This window comes from Streptomyces sp. NPDC054872 (assembly GCF_053610705.1).
The window spans coordinates 215,176-232,291 of sequence record NZ_JBSGYY010000009.1 but is presented as its reverse complement, the minus strand read 5'-3'; the positions used below and the strand labels follow the sequence as shown (position 1 = coordinate 232,291).

The window sequence follows — 17,116 nt, the reverse complement described above, 5'->3', positions numbered from 1 at the left end:
AGGGTTGCATGTCGGGGGCGGGGTGGGGGAGCGCTGGGGGCCAGGCGGGGGTGGGGCGGTGCGAGGGTCCGGCTGGGTGGGGCAGCGCGAAGGATGAGGTGGAAGGGCCTGGGGCGTGGGTTGTGGGGCGTGGGGTGCGGGGTGGTGGGGCGTGGGGGCGTGGGGGGCCTGGAGTGACGTGCTGTGCCCTTGAGGGGCGGGAGGTGGTGGGGCGGCGTGGCCGTGTGGGGGTGCTGTGGCGTGGATGAGCGGGGGGCGTGGGCGGGTTGTTGTGTCGCTGTGGTGGCGGTACGCGCGACGGGGGTGGCTGCTGCCTTTTCCCGGTGGGCTTGCGTTCGTTGTGGGGTGGCTGGTGGGCGTATTGGGGTCGCTTCCGCTGCGGGTGGCTGGTGCCACGGTGGCGCTGCTTCCCCCCAGTGGGTGGCCGTTGGCCGGGGTGGGGTTGTGTTCGTCGCGGGTGGTTGTTGGCCCCGGTGGGGTTGCTCCCCCAGCGGGTGGCTGGTGCCACGGCGGCGTTGCTTCCCCAGTGGGTGGTCATCGGCTCGGTGGGGATGCGTCCGCAGCGAGTGGCCGTTGGCCGTAGCGGGGATGCGTTCGCCCCACTCGCTGGCGAACGTATCCCCAGCGAGTGGCCGGCGCCTCGGCGGCGTTGCGTCCCCGGCGGCGGATGACTGTGTTGCCGCGGTGCCTTTACGCGCGCAGGCGTAGGCCCCGTGGGGTGGCGTGGAAGCCTGCTCCTTCCAGGAGGGGGGCGAAGGGGGAGGTCAGGGAGGAGCCGCCGTTGATGCGCTCGACCGTGACGGTGCCGAGTGAGCCCGCGCGGGCCGCCGTGGCGAGAGCTTCGGCTGCCGCGTGCAGTCGGGCGTCCTCGGTGGCCGGGGCGTCGTCCTGCGGGGTCGCGGGCCAAGCAAGCAGGGTCTTGCCGCCGCGCTCCATGTAGAGAGTCAGTTCGCCGTCGACGAGCACCACCAGGGAGCCCGCCTTGCGTCCCGGCTTGTGCCCCGCGTCGGTGGGTGGGTCGGGCCAGGGGAGCGCGGCCCCATAGGCATTGGCCGGGTCGGCGGCCGCCAGGACGAGGGCCTGGGTGTCCGAAGGGCGCGCGGAGTAGTTCATGGCGTCGGGCGAACTGTCCGTGCGGTCACGGGCGTTCGCCGCCGCACGCAGCCGGTCCACCGCGCCGTCCATGGCGAACTGGGCGGCGCCGAGCCCCTCGACCACATAGCCGCGCCGTGCCTGACCGCTGTCCTCGAAGGCGGACAGGACGCGATACGTCGCGGAGAAGCCGCCCTCCACTCCCTCGGCCGCGACCGCACCACGGGTCACCACGCCGTGCCGGTCCAGGAGGGTGCGGGCCAGGGCGTGGGCCCGCAGGGTGGGGTCGGGTTCGTGGGCGGGAAGCAGCGACCAGCGGCCCGCCACGGTCGGCGGACCCGTACGCGACGACGTGGGGCGGGCGGCGCCCGTCAACGAGCCGTAGCGTCCGCGCGGCATGGTGCGCTTGGCGCGGTGTGCGGTGGAGCCCGCGGTGCGGCCCGAGCCGAGGAGCGAGCGCATCGGGGTCAGCGTGTCGTTCGTGAGGCGTCCGGACCAGGCCAGGTCCCAGATCACGTCCGCCAGTTGGAGCTCGGAGGCCTCGGGGTGGGTCGTGGCCCGGATCTGGTCGACGATCTGCCGGAAGAAGAGGCCGTACCCCCCGGAGAGCGTGTCGAGGACCGACTGGTGCAGCGCGGTGAGCTCCAGTGGATGGGCCGGCGGTAGAAGCAGGGGCGCGGCGTCGGCCAGATACAGAGAGACCCAGCCGTCCTTGCCGGGAAGGGATCCGGCCCCGGCCCACACCACCTCTCCCGCGGCGGTGAGTTCGTCGAGCATCGCCGGTGCGTACCCGGAGACGCGCGAGGGCAGGACGAGCTTCTCCAGTGCGGACGCGGGCACGGTCGCGCCCTGCAACTGCTCGATGGCGCGCACAAGGCCGTCCACGCCCCGCAGTCCGTGACCGCTCAAGTGCTGCCACTGGGGCAGGAACTGGGCGAGCGCGGCGGGCGGCACCGGCTCGAGCTCGTGCCGGAGGGCCGCGAGGGAGCGGCGGCGCAGGCGGCGCAGGACGGCCGCGTCGCACCACTCCTGACCGATGCCCGCCGGGTGGAACTCTCCTTGTACGACACGTTGGTTGGCGGCGAGGCGCTGCAGCGCACCCTCGGTCACGGCGACGCCGAGGCCGAAGCGGGCAGCCGCAGTCGCCGAGGTGAACGGGCCGTGCGTGCGCGCGTACCGCGCGACGAGGTCGCCGAGGGGGTCCTTGACGGGTTCGGTGAACGCCTCCGGGACGCCGACCGGCAGCGCGGTGCCCAACGCGTCGCGCAGCCGGCCCGCGTCCTCGATCGCCGCCCAGTGGTCGGCTCCGGCGATGCGGACGCTGATCGCGCGGCGGGCGGAGGCCAGCTCCTGCGCCCACTCCGGCTCGGCGCCGCGCTCGGCAAGCTCGGCGGCGGTGAGCGGCCCGAGGAGGCGCAGCAGGTCGGCGACGCCCTCGGCATCCTTGACGCGTCGGTCCTCCGTACGCCACTGGAGCTCCTGCTCCAGCTCCGCGAGAACATCCGCGTCAAGCAGCTCGCGCAGCTCGGCTTGGCCCAGGAGCTCCGAGAGGAGCCGGGAGTCGAGGGAGAGTGCCGCCGCGCGCCGCTCGGCGAGCGGCGAGTCGCCCTCGTACAAGAACTGCGCCACATAGCCGAACAGGAGCGAGCGGGCGAAGGGGGAGGGCTCGGGGGTGGTGACCTCGACGAGCCGGACCTTGCGGGACTCGATGTCGCCCATCAGCTCCGTGAGACCGGGGACGTCGAAGACGTCCTGGAGGCACTCTCTGACCGCTTCCAGGACGATGGGGAACGAGCCGAACTCGCTGGCCACCTGCAGCAGTTGTGCCGCGCGCTGGCGCTGCTGCCACAGAGGCGTGCGCTTTCCGGGGCTGCGGCGCGGCAGCAGCAGCGCGCGGGCGGCGCACTCGCGGAAGCGCGAGGCGAAGAGAGCCGAGCCGCCCACCTGGTCGGTGACGATCTGATTGACCTCGCCCTTGTCGAAGGCGACGTCCCCGGCTCCTACGGGCGGCTGATCGCTGTCGTAGCCAAGGGGTTGGTCGGTGGGTTCCTGGTCGAGCAGGTCCAGGCTCATCAGGTCGGCGTCCGGCAGCCGCAGCACGATGCCGTCGTCGGCGTGCATGACCTGGGCGTCCATCCCGTACCGCTCGGTCAGCCGGGAGGCGAGGGCGAGGGCCCAGGGCGCGTGCACCTGCGCGCCGAACGGCGAATGCACCACCACCCGCCAGTCGCCCAGCTCGTCGCGGAACCGCTCCACCACGATCGTGCGGTCGTCCGGGATGTGGCCGCAGGCCTCACGCTGCTCGGCGAGGTACGTCAGGACGTTGTCGGCGGCCCAGTCGTCGAGGCCCGCGGCCAGCAGACGCACGCGCGCGTCGTCGCGCGGCAGGGAGCCGACCTCCCGGAGGAAGGCACCCAGCGCACGGCCCAGTTCGAGCGGGCGGCCCAGCTGGTCGCCCTTCCAGAAGGGGAGACGGCCCGGGACGCCGGGAGCGGGGGAGACGAGTACGCGGTCGCGGGTGATGTCCTCGATGCGCCAGGAGCTCGTGCCGAGCGTGAAGACGTCGCCCACCCGGGACTCGTAGACCATCTCCTCGTCGAGCTCTCCGACGCGGCCCCCGCCCTTCTTGGGGTCGGCGCCGGCCAGGAAGACCCCGAAGAGGCCGCGGTCGGGAATCGTGCCCCCGGAGGTGACCGCGAGACGCTGCGCCCCGGGGCGGCCGGTGACGGTCCCGGCGACGCGGTCCCAGACGACGCGGGGTCGCAGCTCCGCGAAGGCGTCCGACGGATAGCGGCCCGCGAGCATGTCCAGGACGGCCGTGAAGGCCGACTCAGGGAGCGAGGCGAAGGAGGCGGCCCGACGGACCAGCGCAAGCAGGTCGTCGACCTGCCAGGTGTCGAGGGAGACCGTCGCGACGAGCTGCTGGGCGAGAACGTCCAGGGGGTTGGCCGGGATGCGCAGCGACTCGATGGAGCCCGTCCGCATCCGCTCGGTGACCACGGCGGCCTGGACCAGGTCCCCTCGGTACTTGGGGAAGACGACGCCGGTGGAGACCGCCCCCACCTGGTGCCCCGCCCGGCCGACGCGCTGCAGGCCGGAGGCCACGGAGGGCGGCGACTCGACCTGGATCACCAGGTCGACCGCTCCCATGTCGATGCCGAGCTCCAGGCTGGACGTGGCGACGACGGCCGGCAGACGGCCGGCCTTCAGGTCCTCCTCGACGAGCGCGCGCTGCTCCTTGGAGACCGAGCCGTGGTGGGCCCGGGCGAGGAGCGGAGGGGCGCCCTTGGCCGCCCCCGACTCGGCCATCAGCTCGGCGGGGGAGTGGTCTTCGGGCAGGGGCTCTCCCGTCGCGCGTTCGTACGCGATCTCGTTCAGCCTGTTGCACAGGCGCTCCGCGAGGCGGCGGGAGTTGGCGAAGACGATGGTGGAGCGGTGCGCCTGGACGAGGTCGGTGATGCGCTCCTCGACGTGCGGCCAGATGGAGGGCCGCTCCGCGCCCTGGTCGGAGTCGGCGACCGGAGAACCGCCCAGCTCCGCGAGGTCCTCGACCGGCACCACCACGGACAGGTCGAACTCCTTGCCGGACGGCGGCTGGACGATCTCCACCCTGCGCTGCGGCGACAGATAGCGCGCCACCTCGTCCACCGGACGGACGGTCGCCGACAGGCCGATGCGCCGGGCGGGCCGGGGCAGCAGCTCGTCAAGACGCTCCAGGGAGAGGGCGAGATGGGCGCCGCGCTTGGTGCCCGCGACAGCGTGCACCTCGTCCAGAATCACCGTCTCGATGCCCGCAAGCGCGTCCCGAGCGGCGGAGGTGAGCATCAGGAAGAGCGACTCGGGGGTGGTGATCAGGATGTCCGGCGGGCGCGTGGCCAGGGAGCGGCGCTCGGCGGGCGGGGTGTCGCCCGAACGGATGCCGACCCGGACCTCGGGCTCGGGGAGCCCGAGGCGCACGGACTCCTGGCGGATGCCGGTCAAGGGACTACGCAGGTTGCGCTCCACGTCGACCGCGAGGGCCTTCAGCGGTGACACGTACAAGACGCGGCAGCGCTTCTTGGGGTCGGCGGGCGGCGGCGTCGAGGCCAGTTGGTCCAGGGCGGCGAGGAACGCGGCCAGGGTCTTGCCCGAGCCGGTGGGCGCGACGACCAGCACGTCCGAGCCCTCGCCGATGGCTTTCCACGCCCCGGCCTGCGCGGACGTGGGCGCGGAGAAGGCCCCCGTGAACCAGCTGCGGGTCGCGGGGGAGAACCCATCAAGGGCGCCGGGGGCACTGGATGCGGACCTGACCATGACCCCATCGTGCACCCCGCCACTGACAACGGCGCCGACCTGCGGAAAAGGGTTTGCGTGGCTGTCGCAGAATGGGGGGTATGGCGGGTTCGGCGGAGCAGGCGCGGCACTGGCGCTACGCGGAGCTGCCCGGGGTCGACCTGCTGCGTGCCCACTACATCGACAAGACGTTCGTGCGACACACCCACGAGCACTACGTGATCGCCGCGATCGCCGAGGGCGTCGACGTCTTCCACCACGGCGGCGCCGACCAGCACGCGGGCCCGGGGACCCTGGCCCTGATCAACCCCGACACGCCGCACACGGGCCGGGCCGGTGCGCCCGAGGGGTGGCGGTACGCGGCGGTCTACCCGTCGCCGGACCTGGTCGCCGCCATCGCCGCGGAGACCTCCGCCATTCGAGGGACCCCCGGCTTCGTCCGTCCGGTGCTCGAGGACCCGTACGCCGTGACGCTCGTCCACCGTGTGCTGCGAGCCGCCGAGGAGGGCAACGCGCTCGCCGCCGACACGCTGCTGAGGGTGGCCGTCACCCGGCTGCTGCGGCACAACGGCGGGCCCGTCCCCCAGCGTCCCGCGCGCACGGCGGGAGCCAGGGTCGCGGCACGCGCGCGTGCCGTCCTGGAGGAGCGGTTGGCCGATCCGCCGAGCCTGGAGCGGCTCGCCGCCGATCTGGGGGTCGGTCCATTCGCCCTGCTGCGGGCCTTCCGCGACGTGTACGGGATGCCTCCTCACGCGTGGCTCACCGACGCGCGTGTGCGCGCCGCACGGCGTCTCCTGGACGCGGGCACGTCACCGGCCGAAGCGGCCGTCGCCGTGGGGTTCACCGACCAGTCGCACCTGCATCGGCACTTCACACGCACGGTCGGGGTGCCGCCCGGGGCGTACCAGCGCGAGCGCAGGAACGTAGGCGAGCGCAAGAACGAAGGCGAGCGCAAGAACGTACAAGACGGGGGATCCGCCCTGCTCGTACCGTCCGGCGTGTGGCAGAACAGACGACACCCGCAGACATAGGCGCAGGCCTTTCAGCTGACATGACAGCCGACCGACCACCGGAGAAACCCGATTCGGCGGTGGTCCGTGACGCCCTCGGCGTCGGGGTCGCCGTCGGACTCTCCGGCTTCGCCTTTGGGGTGACATCGGCGGGCAGCGGCCTCACCGTGCTGCAGACCTGCGTGCTCAGCCTGCTGGTCTTCACCGGCGCCTCGCAGTTCGCGTTGGTCGGGGCGCTCGCGGGCGGCGGGAACCCCTTCACGGCCGCGGCGGGCGCCTTCTTCCTCGGCGTACGCAACGCGTTCTACGGGCTGCGGCTCTCGCAGTTGCTCGCCCTCCCGCGCGCGGTGCGTCCGTTCGCCGCCCACTGGGTCATCGACGAGACCGCCGCCGTGTCCCTCGCGCAGCCGACCAGGCGCGCCGCCCGCATCGGCTTCACCGTCACCGGACTCAGCCTCTACGTGCTGTGGAACCTCACCACGCTCCTCGGAGCGCTCGGTGCCGAGGCCATCGGTGACACCGACGTGTGGGGGCTCGACGCCGCGGGACCGGCGGTCTTCCTGGCGCTGCTCGCGCCGATGCTGCGTACGACCACGGAGCGGGCGGTCGCGGCGGTCGCGGTCGTCCTGGGGCTCGGTCTGCTGCCCGTGCTGCCCGCGGGGGTGCCGGTCCTGGTGGCCGCGCTCGCCGTGCCGGCGGTGCTCCACGTAGAGGGCCGGAAAGCCACGTCCGCGGCCGCCTCCAAGCCTGCCTCCAAGTCCGTCTCCAAGAACGACGCTCGCCCCGACGACCGCCAGGTACGCCACGACGACACCCGGAAGGAAGACCGTTGAACATCTGGATCGCGATCGGCGTGACCTTCGTCGGCTGTTACCTCGTGAAGCTCGTGGGCCTGCTTGTGCCCGCGGGCGCCCTGGAACGCCCGCTCGTCAAGCGCATGGCCGCCCTGCTGCCCGTGGCGCTCCTGGCCGCGCTCACGGCCCAGCAGGCCTTCGCCGACGGGCGGGTCCTGGAGCTCGACGCCAGGGCACTGGGGCTCGCGGCGGCGGCCGTGGCGCTGCTGATGCGGGCGCCTTTCCTGGTCGTCATCGGGGCTGCCGTGGTCGTCACCGCGGGGGCGCGGGCGCTCATGGGCTGACCGCGTAATGTGACGCGTCACCACCGCGGCACCGCCCCCGGAGAGGAGACCCCGTGGCGCTGTCCTCCGAGGCGAGATCACTCGCGGCGCGCTGCGAGCCCCGGGTCAATGAACTGGCCCGCAGGATGGCCCGCGAGTCGTTCGAGGAGCTCCCCGGTTACGCGGAGCTGCCCGACGACGTGAAGGACCTGGAGATAGCCGCGACCGCACGCCACGGAGTGCGTCTCTTCCTGCGGCGCGTCACCGACCGGCCCGGCAGCCACCGCCTCTTCCGCGAGCGGGCCGCCCAGCGTGCGGAAGAGGGCATGCCGCTGCACCTCTTGCTGCGTACGCACGCCCTGGGGGTGTACGTCCTGTGGCAGGCGCTGCGCGACGAGGCCCGTCCCGGAGAGGAGGCGGCCCTGGTCGAGCTCGTGGACGTACTCCTGCAGTCGCACCCGTCCATCGTCGGGACCGTGGCGGAGACCTACCTGGACGAGCGTTCCGCGCTGGAGGCCGAGCAGCGCGCCCAGCGCAGCTCCCTGATCCGGGGTCTGCTCGACGGAATGGTGCCTCCCGGCCACGCGCTGCTCGGCCAACTGAACCTTGCGGGGCCCCTGCTCGTCCTGGCGGTCGGTTTCGACGGGACGCCGACCGAGGGGCCCGTTGCGGTACGTCGGCGCCTGCGACGTGTGCAGACCACCCTGGACCACGCCTTCGAGGTGGAGGTGCTCGCCTTCCTTGAGGCCGATGGCGGACGGGTCGTCGTGCCCCAGGAGTGCCGGCCTCCCGAGGACCTGCCGCGCCGGCTCAGCAAGGCCTGCGGTCTCCCCGTACGCGTGGCCGCCGTGGACGCCGCCGGGCCCGAGGCGGTGACCGACGCGGCGCGTACCGCGACCGAGATACTGCGCGTCACGCGCGCGTGCGGCCTGGCTCCGGGACTGCACCGCATGGAGGACGTACTCCTCGAGTACCACCTCTCCCGACGCAACGAGAGCAGCCACCTCATCTCCGCACTGCTCGACCCGGTGGCCGACCGGCCCGAGCTGCTGCAGACGCTGCGCACCCATCTGGGCCATCAGCAGGAGCGCAGGGCGACCGCCGCCGCCCTCGGCCTGCACCCCAACACCGTCGACAACCGCCTCGCGAAGATCGGCGAGCGCACCGGCCTCGACCTGTCGGCACCGCGCGGCACGGCGCTCGCCATCGCGGCGCTGCTGCTGAGGGAGGCCGAGGAGGCCCCGTCAGACGATGGCCCGTCCATACGCCCGTAGGGTGCGCAGCGCCTCGATGGTGACGATCGGGCGGGCTTCGAGGGTGCCGGCCTGTGCCCACTGCCGCCATCGGATCGGCCAGCCGCCGTCCTCCTGCTGCTCCCGCTCAAGGTGGTCCAGAGAGCGTGCCATCTCCTCTTCGGTGAACCACGCGCGCGCGAGCGACTCGGGATTCCTGGCGTAGTCGTGCGCGAAGTGGTGCTCACCCGGTGCGTAGCCCGGTGCCACGGGGTACGCGTCCAAACGCTCGGGGTCGAGCGCCACGAGCTGCTGCTCCCGCGCGATCCTGCCGAGCCGGTTGGCTGCGGCCTGCGCGCGCGGGCGGTCGGGTGCCCCGTCGAGGAAGGCGACGGCGGCCTGGATCTCGTACGGATGGGACTTCTCCAGGGACTCCACGGCGGCCCAGCAGAAGTCGGTGGCCCTGAACAGCCAGGCGTGCCAGACATCGTTGCGGTGCAACAGGCCCACCACGGGGCCGGTGGCGAGGAGTTCGCTCGGCGGGTCGTCCGGCACGGGCACGAACGGCGCCGAGGGATAAGCGCGTTGGCTGGGACGGATCGCCGGGAGGGCACCGTCCGACGTCGACACCGACGTCAGATAGCGGCACACGCGCTCCACCCGCTGCCCGCCGCAGCGTCCGATCGAGTCCAGGACGCGCAGCGCGTGCCCGGTGTGCAGGGGCTGGCTGACGGGGCCGCGCAAGTCCGGTTCGAGCGCGTATCCGTACCCGCAGTCACCGGTGGCGTACGCGGCGAGCGCGGTCTCGACCGCGTCGGCCGACGGACCGGCACCGCCGCCCGTGCCGCTCAGGAAGTGGTACGCGAACCGCCGCTGCTCGAGGACACGCGCGGTGAGCCAGACGAAGTGCTCGGCGCGTGCGACCGGCGAGGACGCGGCGTGCGGGGATGCTCCGGTTTCGGCCATGCACAGACCGTAGGCCGGAAAGCGCCTTCGGCGATCCCCCTGCGTCCGGCTGCACTCTCAAGGGAGCGATACTGAGGGCATGCGGTTGACGATTTTCTGGGAGCGGATGGCGGACCACTTCGGACAGGGGTACGCCGACTCGTTCGCCCGCGATCACGTCATGGCCGAGCTCGGCGGACGCACGGTGCATCAGGCACTGGACGCGGGCTGGGACGCCAAGGACGTCTGGCGCGCCGTGTGCTCGGCCATGGACGTACCGTCCGAAAAGCGCTGACGTCGGGATACTTCCCCGTTCTTCCGCGTCCCCTCGAGAGAGCCGGGGGCGCGAAGATGCGGGGGCGGCGGCTGAATGTCGTCGGCGTGGGCGAGACTGACCCCGTGGCATCGACAGACGAGACCGCGCAGGTCACTCAGGACGTAGCTCCACTCGGCACGACGCCGCCCGCACAGCCCCCGAACGGGGCGGAGACCGGGCGGGCCGCCGGCATGCCGCGCTGGCTGCCGCGCGCCATGGTGCTCGCCCTCGCGCTCATCGCCTGTTTCCAGCTGGGCAGTTGGGCCTTCCATCAGCTGACCGGGCTGTTGATCAACATCCTGATCGCGTTCTTCCTCGCGCTCGCGGTGGAGCCGGCGGTGAGCTGGATGGCCGCGCGCGGGCTGCGCAGGGGCTTCGCCACCTTCCTGGTCTTCCTCGGTGTCCTGATCGCGAGCGCGGGCTTCATCACGCTCATGGGGTCGATGCTCGCGGGCCAGATCGTGGACATGGTCGAGGACTTCCCCGAGTACCTCGACGACGTCATCAGCTGGATCAACCAGACGTTCCACACGGAGCTCTCCCGGGTCGAGATCCAGGACAGCCTGGTCCACTCGGACTGGCTGCAGAAGTACGTGCAGAACAGCGCCAGCGGCGTCCTGGACGTGTCGGCGCAGGTCCTCGGGGGCCTCTTCCAGCTCCTGACGGTCCTGCTGTTCTCGTTCTACTTCGCGGCCGACGGCCCCCGGCTGCGGCGTGCCCTCTGTTCGGTGCTGCCGCCCGCCCGCCAGGCCGAGGTGCTCCGCGCCTGGGAGATCGCGGTCGACAAAACCGGCGGCTATCTCTACTCACGCGGTCTGATGGCGCTGATCTCCGGAGTCGCGCACTACGTCCTGCTGCAGGCCCTGGGCGTGCCGTACGCGCCCGTGCTCGCCGTGTGGGTCGGCCTGGTCTCGCAGTTCATCCCGACCATCGGCACGTATCTGGCGGGCGCGCTGCCGATGTTGATCGCCTTCACGGTCGACCCCTGGTACGCGCTGTGGGTGCTGATCTTCGTCGTGGTCTACCAGCAGTTCGAGAACTACGTCCTGCAGCCCAAGCTCACCGCCAAGAGCGTGGACATCCACCCGGCCGTCGCCTTCGGGTCGGTCATCGCGGGCACGGCACTCCTGGGCGCGGTCGGCGCCCTGATCTCCATCCCGGCGATCGCGACCCTGCAGGCCTTCCTGGGCGCGTACGTGAAGCGGTACGACGTCACGGACGACCCGCGCGTCCACGGACACCGGCGCAAGGGCGGAGCGTCCCTCCTCACGCGCATGCGGCGCGCGCTGCGTGGGCCGAACCATCCGGGCGGGAGATCGGAGGCCGAGATCGCCGCCGAGGAGGCTTCGGGAGCCAGCCCCGACCCCGCTTCGGGGCCTGGCCGGGAGCCGGGCCCGGGCGAGCGTCGGTAGCTCCGGGAACCGCCCGGGTGCCGGGGTCCGCCCGGCGGACGGAGCCCTTCCGTACTCTCGGTGGGACCCGCGTGGTGCGCTTGACACCAAAATCGAACATCCATTCTTATAGGTTGCCTGGCGGCGTTTTCCCGGGGTTTTCACGGGGGGATCCCTGGGGCTCCGGCGGATTCCGGCGGGGCGATCGCCTCGAGTTATCCACAGGCCGGACGGGCGTCGGGGCGGATTGTCAGTGGCAGGCGCTAGCGTCATTGACGTGAAGCGATCGACACAAGCAAATCGGGTGGAACCCATGGCAGGAACCGACCGCGAGAAGGCGCTCGAAGCCGCGCTCGCACAGATTGAACGGCAATTCGGCAAGGGCGCAGTGATGCGCATGGGCGAGCGGCCGAACGACCCCATCGAGGTCATCCCCACGGGATCGACCGCGCTCGACGTCGCGCTCGGCGTCGGCGGCATCCCGCGCGGCCGTGTGGTGGAGGTGTACGGACCGGAGTCCTCCGGTAAGACGACGCTGACGCTGCACGCCGTGGCGAACGCACAGCGCGCGGGCGGCGCCGTCGCCTTCGTGGACGCCGAGCACGCACTCGACCCCGAGTACGCGAAGAAGCTGGGCGTCGACATCGACAACCTGATCCTGTCCCAGCCGGACAACGGCGAGCAGGCTCTGGAGATCGTCGACATGCTGGTCCGCTCCGGCGCGCTCGACCTCATCGTCATCGACTCCGTCGCGGCCCTGGTGCCGCGCGCGGAGATCGAGGGCGAGATGGGCGACTCCCACGTGGGTCTGCAGGCCCGTCTGATGAGCCAGGCGCTCCGGAAGATCACCAGCGCGCTCAACCAGTCCAAGACGACCGCGATCTTCATCAACCAGCTCCGCGAGAAGATCGGCGTGATGTTCGGCTCGCCGGAGACCACGACCGGTGGCCGCGCGCTGAAGTTCTACGCCTCGGTGCGGCTCGACATCCGCCGGATCGAGACCCTGAAGGACGGCACGGACGCGGTCGGCAACCGTACCCGCGTCAAGGTCGTCAAGAACAAGGTCGCGCCGCCCTTCAAGCAGGCCGAGTTCGACATCCTCTACGGCCAGGGCATCAGCCGCGAGGGCGGCCTGATCGACATGGGCGTGGAGAACGGCTTCGTCCGCAAGGCGGGCGCCTGGTACACGTACGAGGGCGACCAGCTCGGCCAGGGCAAGGAGAACGCCCGCAACTTCCTCAAGGACAACCCCGACCTCGCCAACGAGATCGAGCGGAAGATCAAGGAGAAGCTGGGCGTCGGCGTGAAGCCGAAGGACGACGAGCCGAAGGCCGAGGAGCCCGGCAAGGACGCCGCGGGCGCGACGGCCGAGGACGCGGCCAAGACGGTGCCCGCGCCGGCGACCAAGGCCACCAAGCCCAAGGCCGCCGCGGCCAAGAGCTGATCCATGACGCGGCGCACGGACTGGGCGGACCAGATCACTCCCGAGTACCACACCGACCCCGCGGGCCGAGGCCTCGCGGACGGTGTGGATCGGGATGGCGCCGACCAGGAGGGTGACGACACCGGCGCCCGCGGGGGCGGCGGCCGGCGAGGTCGCCGACGGCGTGGCGGCTTCGGCGAAGGCCGAGGTGGTGCACAGGACAGCGGCCCCCCTTCCTCGTCGAGGGCCGAGAAGGGGGAGCCGCCGCCGACGGATCCGGCCGAGAAGGCGCGGGCGATCTGTCTGCGGCTGCTCACCGGGACGCCGCGCACGCGCAAACAGCTGGCGGACGCGCTGCACAAGCGGGAGATCCCGGATGACGTGGCCGATGAGGTGCTGACCCGCTTCGAAGAGGTCGGCCTGATCAACGACGGTGCCTTCGCGGGCGCGTGGGTGGAATCCCGGCACCACGGCCGGGGTCTGGCCCGACGGGCGCTCGCGCAGGAGCTGCGTACGAAGGGCGTGGACGCCACGCTGATCGAGGAAGCCGTCGGGCAGCTCGACTCGGAGCAGGAGGAGGCGACCGCACGCGAGTTGGTCGCCCGCAAGCTCCGCGCCACCCGGGGCCTCGACCGTGACAAGCGACTGCGCCGCCTTGCGGGCATGCTCGCCCGCAAGGGCTACTCGCAAGGCCTGGCGCTCCGGATCGTCCGGCAGGCCATCGAGGAAGAGGGCGAGGACGCGGGGGACTTGGGGTACGACGGGGACTGAGCCGACCAGGGCCCTCACGGGGGTGGGGCCCAGGTCAGGGCCGGGCAGCGCGGTGCGACACCGTGGCCCGGCCCTTTCGCGTTCCGTGGCGGGCTCTTCGTGGGGCTGCCGCACGTTCTGGAGCCCCCGTAACGCCCACGTCAACTGCCCTTGCGTACGTGCAGGGTGGGGTTAACCCCCCACCGAAGACGCCGGTCCACCGCACTGCAAAGGAACCTGTGCACAGACGACTGTGTACGCATGGCAAAGGAAACCGGCACGACCGGCGGCGCCCCGGAGGAGCTGAACGACCTCAGCGTCCTCAAGGCACTCGCGCAGCCCCGACGCCAGCAGATGCTGCAGCACCTCACCGTGCACGGCCCGGCCACTTCGGCGACGCTCGCCAGGGCCCTCGGCCTCAACACCGGCGCCACCAGCTACCACCTGCGTGAGCTCGCCCGCTACGGCTTCGTCGAGGAGACCGCCGGTACGGGTCACGGCCGCGAACGCTGGTGGCGCGCGATCCCGGGCGACCGGCGCTTTTTGCCCCGCAGCAAGCAGAACGCCGAGACGCGGCTCGTCATGGACGAGCTGAACCATCTCTCCTACGCCGCCGACCTGGAGCTCTTCGAGCAGGTGCAGCGAGAGGCCTGTGACACCGAAGGCGCCGGACTCGGTGAGTGGGCCGACGCGTTTCCGTACTCGCGCGGCACGATCCGGCTGACGCTTCCCGAACTGCGCGAGTTCTTCGAGGAGTACATCGCCCTGCTCAACCGGTACAAACGCACCGACGCCGAGACCCCGGCCGACGCCCGCACCGTCCTCACACGGCTCCTGGCCTTTCCGGCGCCCGCACCCACCGACGCGCCGCCCGCGCCCGCGCCGCCCGCGCCCGCGCCTGCCCGTTCCGCCCGCTCCTCCGTCCCCACTTCCTCCGTCCCCACTTCCTCCGCTCCCTCTTCCTCCAGCCCTTCTTCCTCCCCCTCCGAGCCCGAGGCGACATCATGATGCTGCGCTACGCACTGCAGACGGTCCGAGACCGCAAGGGTGGATTCCTCGGCGCCTTCCTGGCACTGATGTGCGCCGCCGCGCTCATCACGGCCTGCGGCACCCTCCTGGAGACAGGCCTGCGCGGCACCATCCACACCGAGCGCTACGCCGCGGCCCCCGTGGTCGTCTCCGCGGACCAGAACGTCCACCAGACCACGGTCAAGCACAAGAAGGGCAAGACCAAGGTCAAGCACAAGGCCAAGCCGATCGCCGAGCGGGCCTGGCTGTCGGACGGCATCGCGGACAGGCTCAAGGGAGTACGGGGAGTCGGCAAAGTCGTCCCCGAACTCACCTTCCTCGCCACGCCGTTGACTGCCACAGCCGGTGACCTCACCGACAAGCCCGCGTACGGCCACGCCTGGGAGTCGGCAGCGCTGACCCCCTTCCGTCTCGTCGACGGAAAGGCCCCGCGCGCCGCCGGGGACCTCGTCGTCGACAGCGGCCTCGCCGGGCGCGCCCGGCTCAAGACCGGTGACCGCCTCACCGTCCAGTCGACACAAGCCCCGCGCGCCTACCGCATCACCGGTGTGGCCGCCCCCTCCGAAGGCGCCCTCGCTCACCAGACGTCGCTCTTCTTCTCCTCCAAGGAGGCCGAGCGGCTCGCCGCGCACCCCGGGAAGATCACCACCCTCGGCGTCATGCCGGCCGACGGCACCGGGACGAGGGAACTCAAGGAGGCGGTCGCAGACGCCCTCGCCGGTACGCAAGCGCAGGTGAGCACCGGCGACGACCGCGGCCCCGTGGAGTTCCTCGACGCGGCGGGCGCTCGCATCAAGCTGGTCAGCATGGGCGGTGCGATGGGCGGGACCTCCCTCCTCGTCGCTGTCCTGGTGGTCGTCGGCACCTTTGCCCTCTCCGTGCAGCAGCGCCACCGCGAACTCGCCCTGCTCCGCGCCATCGCCGCCACCCCGAAGCAGATCCGGGGGCTCCTCGGCCGAGAGGCCCTGATCGTCGGGGCGGCCGCGGGCGTCATCGGATCGCTCGCCGGGATCCCGCTCGGCGGCTGGCTGCACGGCAGGTTCGTGGACATGGGAGCCGTCCCCGCCACCTTGGAGCGGACCGTCAGCGTCTTCCCGCTCCTCGCCGCCGTGGCGGCGACGCTGCTCGGGGCCTGGGCCGCCGCCCGCCTCTCGGCCCGCCGCATCGCCCGTATCCGCCCGGCCGAAGCCCTCGCCGAAGCACGTGTCGAGCGCGCCCGGCCGCCGTGGAGCCGCATAGTCGCGGGTGCCCTCGTCCTCGCCGCGGGCGCCGTGCTGGTCGCCGTGCTCAGCGTGCTGCGCACCGAGCCCGCCTCGACTCCCGTGACGTTCCTGACCGTGGTGGTCCTCTCCACCGCCGTCGCGCTGCTCGGTCCGCTCCTGGTCAGGGCCGGGGCTGCCGTGCTCCGCGGGCCGTTGCGGCTCACCGGCCCCGGCGCCCGCCTCGCGCACGCCAACCTTCGCGGCAACGCGGCCCGGATGGCGGCGGCCGTCACCCCGCTCGCCCTCCTCACCGGCATGACCTGCACCGTCCTGTTCGTCCAGCCCACCCTCGGCGACGCGGCCCGTGCGCAGGCCCGCGAGGGCATCCGCGCCGACTGGGTCCTGGCGGCGCAAGGGCCGGGCGTCCCCGCCGAGGTCGCGCGGAAGCTGCGTACGACCGAGGGCGTCGACGCCGCCACCGAGGTCGTACGCACCACCGTGCGCGTAGGGCTCGACAAGTACCCGGCGCAGGGCGTCAGCACGGCCGGTCTCACCCGTACCTGGGACCCGGACGTGACCGCCGGATCCCTGCGCGGCTTCGGCGCGGGCAGCGTCGCCGTCAGCGAACTGGCCGCCGACCAGCTCGGCCTGCGGCCCGGCAGCAGCCTGAAGCTCACGCTCGGCGACGGCACGAAGACCAGGCTCAAGGTCAGCGCCGTGTACGCGCGCGGGCTCGGGTTCGGCGATCTGACCATGGCCCACGACCTGGTCGCCCGCCACGTCGACAACCCGCTCGCCGCCACGGTCCTGATCAAGAGCGACCGTACACAGGAACAACTCGCGGCAGGCGTCGCGAAGTTCCCGGGTGTGCGAGTTCTCGCCCCGGCCGCCGTCGACAACCTTCAGGCCGAGCGGCAGCAGGAGAACGCCGAGGTGAACTACCTGGCGATGGGCCTCATCCTGGCCTTCACCGCGATCGCCGTCGTCAACACCCTCGCCATGTCGGTCTCCGAGCGCATCCGCGAGTTCGCGATGCTGCGACTGGTGGGTGCGAGCCGCCGCCAGGTCCTGCGCATGCTGCGCACCGAGGCGCTGTCCGTCCTGCTCATCGGCACGGCCCTGGGAAGCGGCATCGCGCTCGCCGTCCTGACCGCTTTCAGCATCGGCATGACCGGCAGCGCCGCGCCCTCCATCGCCCCCTTGGTGTACGTCTCCGTGGTGGCCGTCGCGGCTCTGCTCGCCCTCACCGCGACCGCACTCCCGGGCCGCGCCGCTCTCCGGCCCCGCCCCGTCACGGTGGCGACGGCCAAGGAGTAGGCGGGGGGCCGCCAAGAAGC

Annotated in this window: 12 protein-coding genes; 10 read left to right on the top strand and 2 right to left on the bottom strand. The window is 72.1% G+C overall.

The features are described from left to right. Positions 1-690: 690 nt before the first annotated feature. Positions 691-5,385 (bottom strand): ATP-dependent helicase, encoded by a 4,695-nt coding sequence (locus tag ACWGIH_RS14035; RefSeq protein WP_453443461.1) that lies wholly within the window; start codon positions 5,383-5,385, stop codon positions 691-693. An 80-nt stretch (positions 5,386-5,465) separates the two neighbouring features. On the opposite strand from ACWGIH_RS14035, the gene ACWGIH_RS14030 reads away from it, so the two are divergent. From ACWGIH_RS14030 to ACWGIH_RS14015, 4 genes are read left to right on the top strand one after another with little or no spacing between them, the layout of a single operon-like run. Beyond that, positions 5,466-6,395, top strand: a complete 930-nt coding sequence (locus ACWGIH_RS14030) for an AraC family transcriptional regulator (protein ID WP_453443460.1) — start codon at positions 5,466-5,468, stop codon at positions 6,393-6,395. A 20-nt stretch (positions 6,396-6,415) separates the two neighbouring features. Beyond that, positions 6,416-7,207 (top strand): AzlC family ABC transporter permease, encoded by a 792-nt coding sequence (locus ACWGIH_RS14025; protein WP_453443459.1) that lies wholly within the window; start codon positions 6,416-6,418, stop codon positions 7,205-7,207. Beyond that, positions 7,204-7,512 (top strand): AzlD domain-containing protein, encoded by a 309-nt coding sequence (locus ACWGIH_RS14020; protein WP_453443457.1) that lies wholly within the window; start codon positions 7,204-7,206, stop codon positions 7,510-7,512. Before ACWGIH_RS14025 ends, ACWGIH_RS14020 begins: the two co-directional genes overlap by 4 nt. Positions 7,513-7,565: 53 nt before the next feature. Then, entirely contained in the window at positions 7,566-8,765 is a 1,200-nt protein-coding gene (locus ACWGIH_RS14015; protein ID WP_453443456.1) for a PucR family transcriptional regulator, read from the top strand. Here the strand turns inward: ACWGIH_RS14015 and ACWGIH_RS14010 are convergent. Beyond that, positions 8,736-9,689, bottom strand: coding sequence for a hypothetical protein (locus tag ACWGIH_RS14010; RefSeq protein WP_453443455.1), 954 nt, complete (start codon positions 9,687-9,689; stop codon positions 8,736-8,738). The two genes, ACWGIH_RS14015 and ACWGIH_RS14010, sit on opposite strands and share 30 nt — an antisense overlap. A gap of 79 nt (positions 9,690-9,768) precedes the next feature. Between ACWGIH_RS14010 and ACWGIH_RS14005 the strand changes: the two genes are divergently transcribed. The 6 genes from ACWGIH_RS14005 to ACWGIH_RS13980 all read left to right on the top strand — a co-directional run bounded on the left by ACWGIH_RS14005 (position 9,769) and on the right by ACWGIH_RS13980 (position 17,096). Continuing rightward, positions 9,769-9,963: a DUF3046 domain-containing protein gene (locus ACWGIH_RS14005; RefSeq protein ID WP_453443453.1), complete on the top strand. Its 195-nt coding sequence runs from the start codon at positions 9,769-9,771 to the stop codon at positions 9,961-9,963. 104 nt (positions 9,964-10,067) lie between these two features. Beyond that, entirely contained in the window at positions 10,068-11,396 is a 1,329-nt protein-coding gene (locus ACWGIH_RS14000) for an AI-2E family transporter (RefSeq protein ID WP_453443451.1), read from the top strand. 292 nt (positions 11,397-11,688) lie between these two features. Continuing rightward, positions 11,689-12,819 carry a recombinase RecA gene (gene recA, locus ACWGIH_RS13995; RefSeq protein WP_453443449.1) on the top strand — a complete coding sequence of 377 codons (1,131 nt, stop codon included), beginning with the start codon at positions 11,689-11,691 and terminating at the stop codon, positions 12,817-12,819. Between the two features lie 3 nt (positions 12,820-12,822). Further along, on the top strand, positions 12,823-13,569 hold the full coding sequence (gene recX, locus ACWGIH_RS13990) for a recombination regulator RecX (protein ID WP_453443448.1): 747 nt from the start codon (positions 12,823-12,825) through the stop codon (positions 13,567-13,569). A 240-nt stretch (positions 13,570-13,809) separates the two neighbouring features. Next, positions 13,810-14,556 carry an ArsR/SmtB family transcription factor gene (locus ACWGIH_RS13985; RefSeq protein ID WP_453443446.1) on the top strand — a complete coding sequence of 249 codons (747 nt, stop codon included), beginning with the start codon at positions 13,810-13,812 and terminating at the stop codon, positions 14,554-14,556. Next, complete coding sequence (locus tag ACWGIH_RS13980; protein ID WP_453443444.1) at positions 14,553-17,096, top strand: FtsX-like permease family protein; 2,544 nt, start codon at positions 14,553-14,555, stop codon at positions 17,094-17,096. Before ACWGIH_RS13985 ends, ACWGIH_RS13980 begins: the two co-directional genes overlap by 4 nt. Positions 17,097-17,116 lie beyond the last annotated feature (20 nt).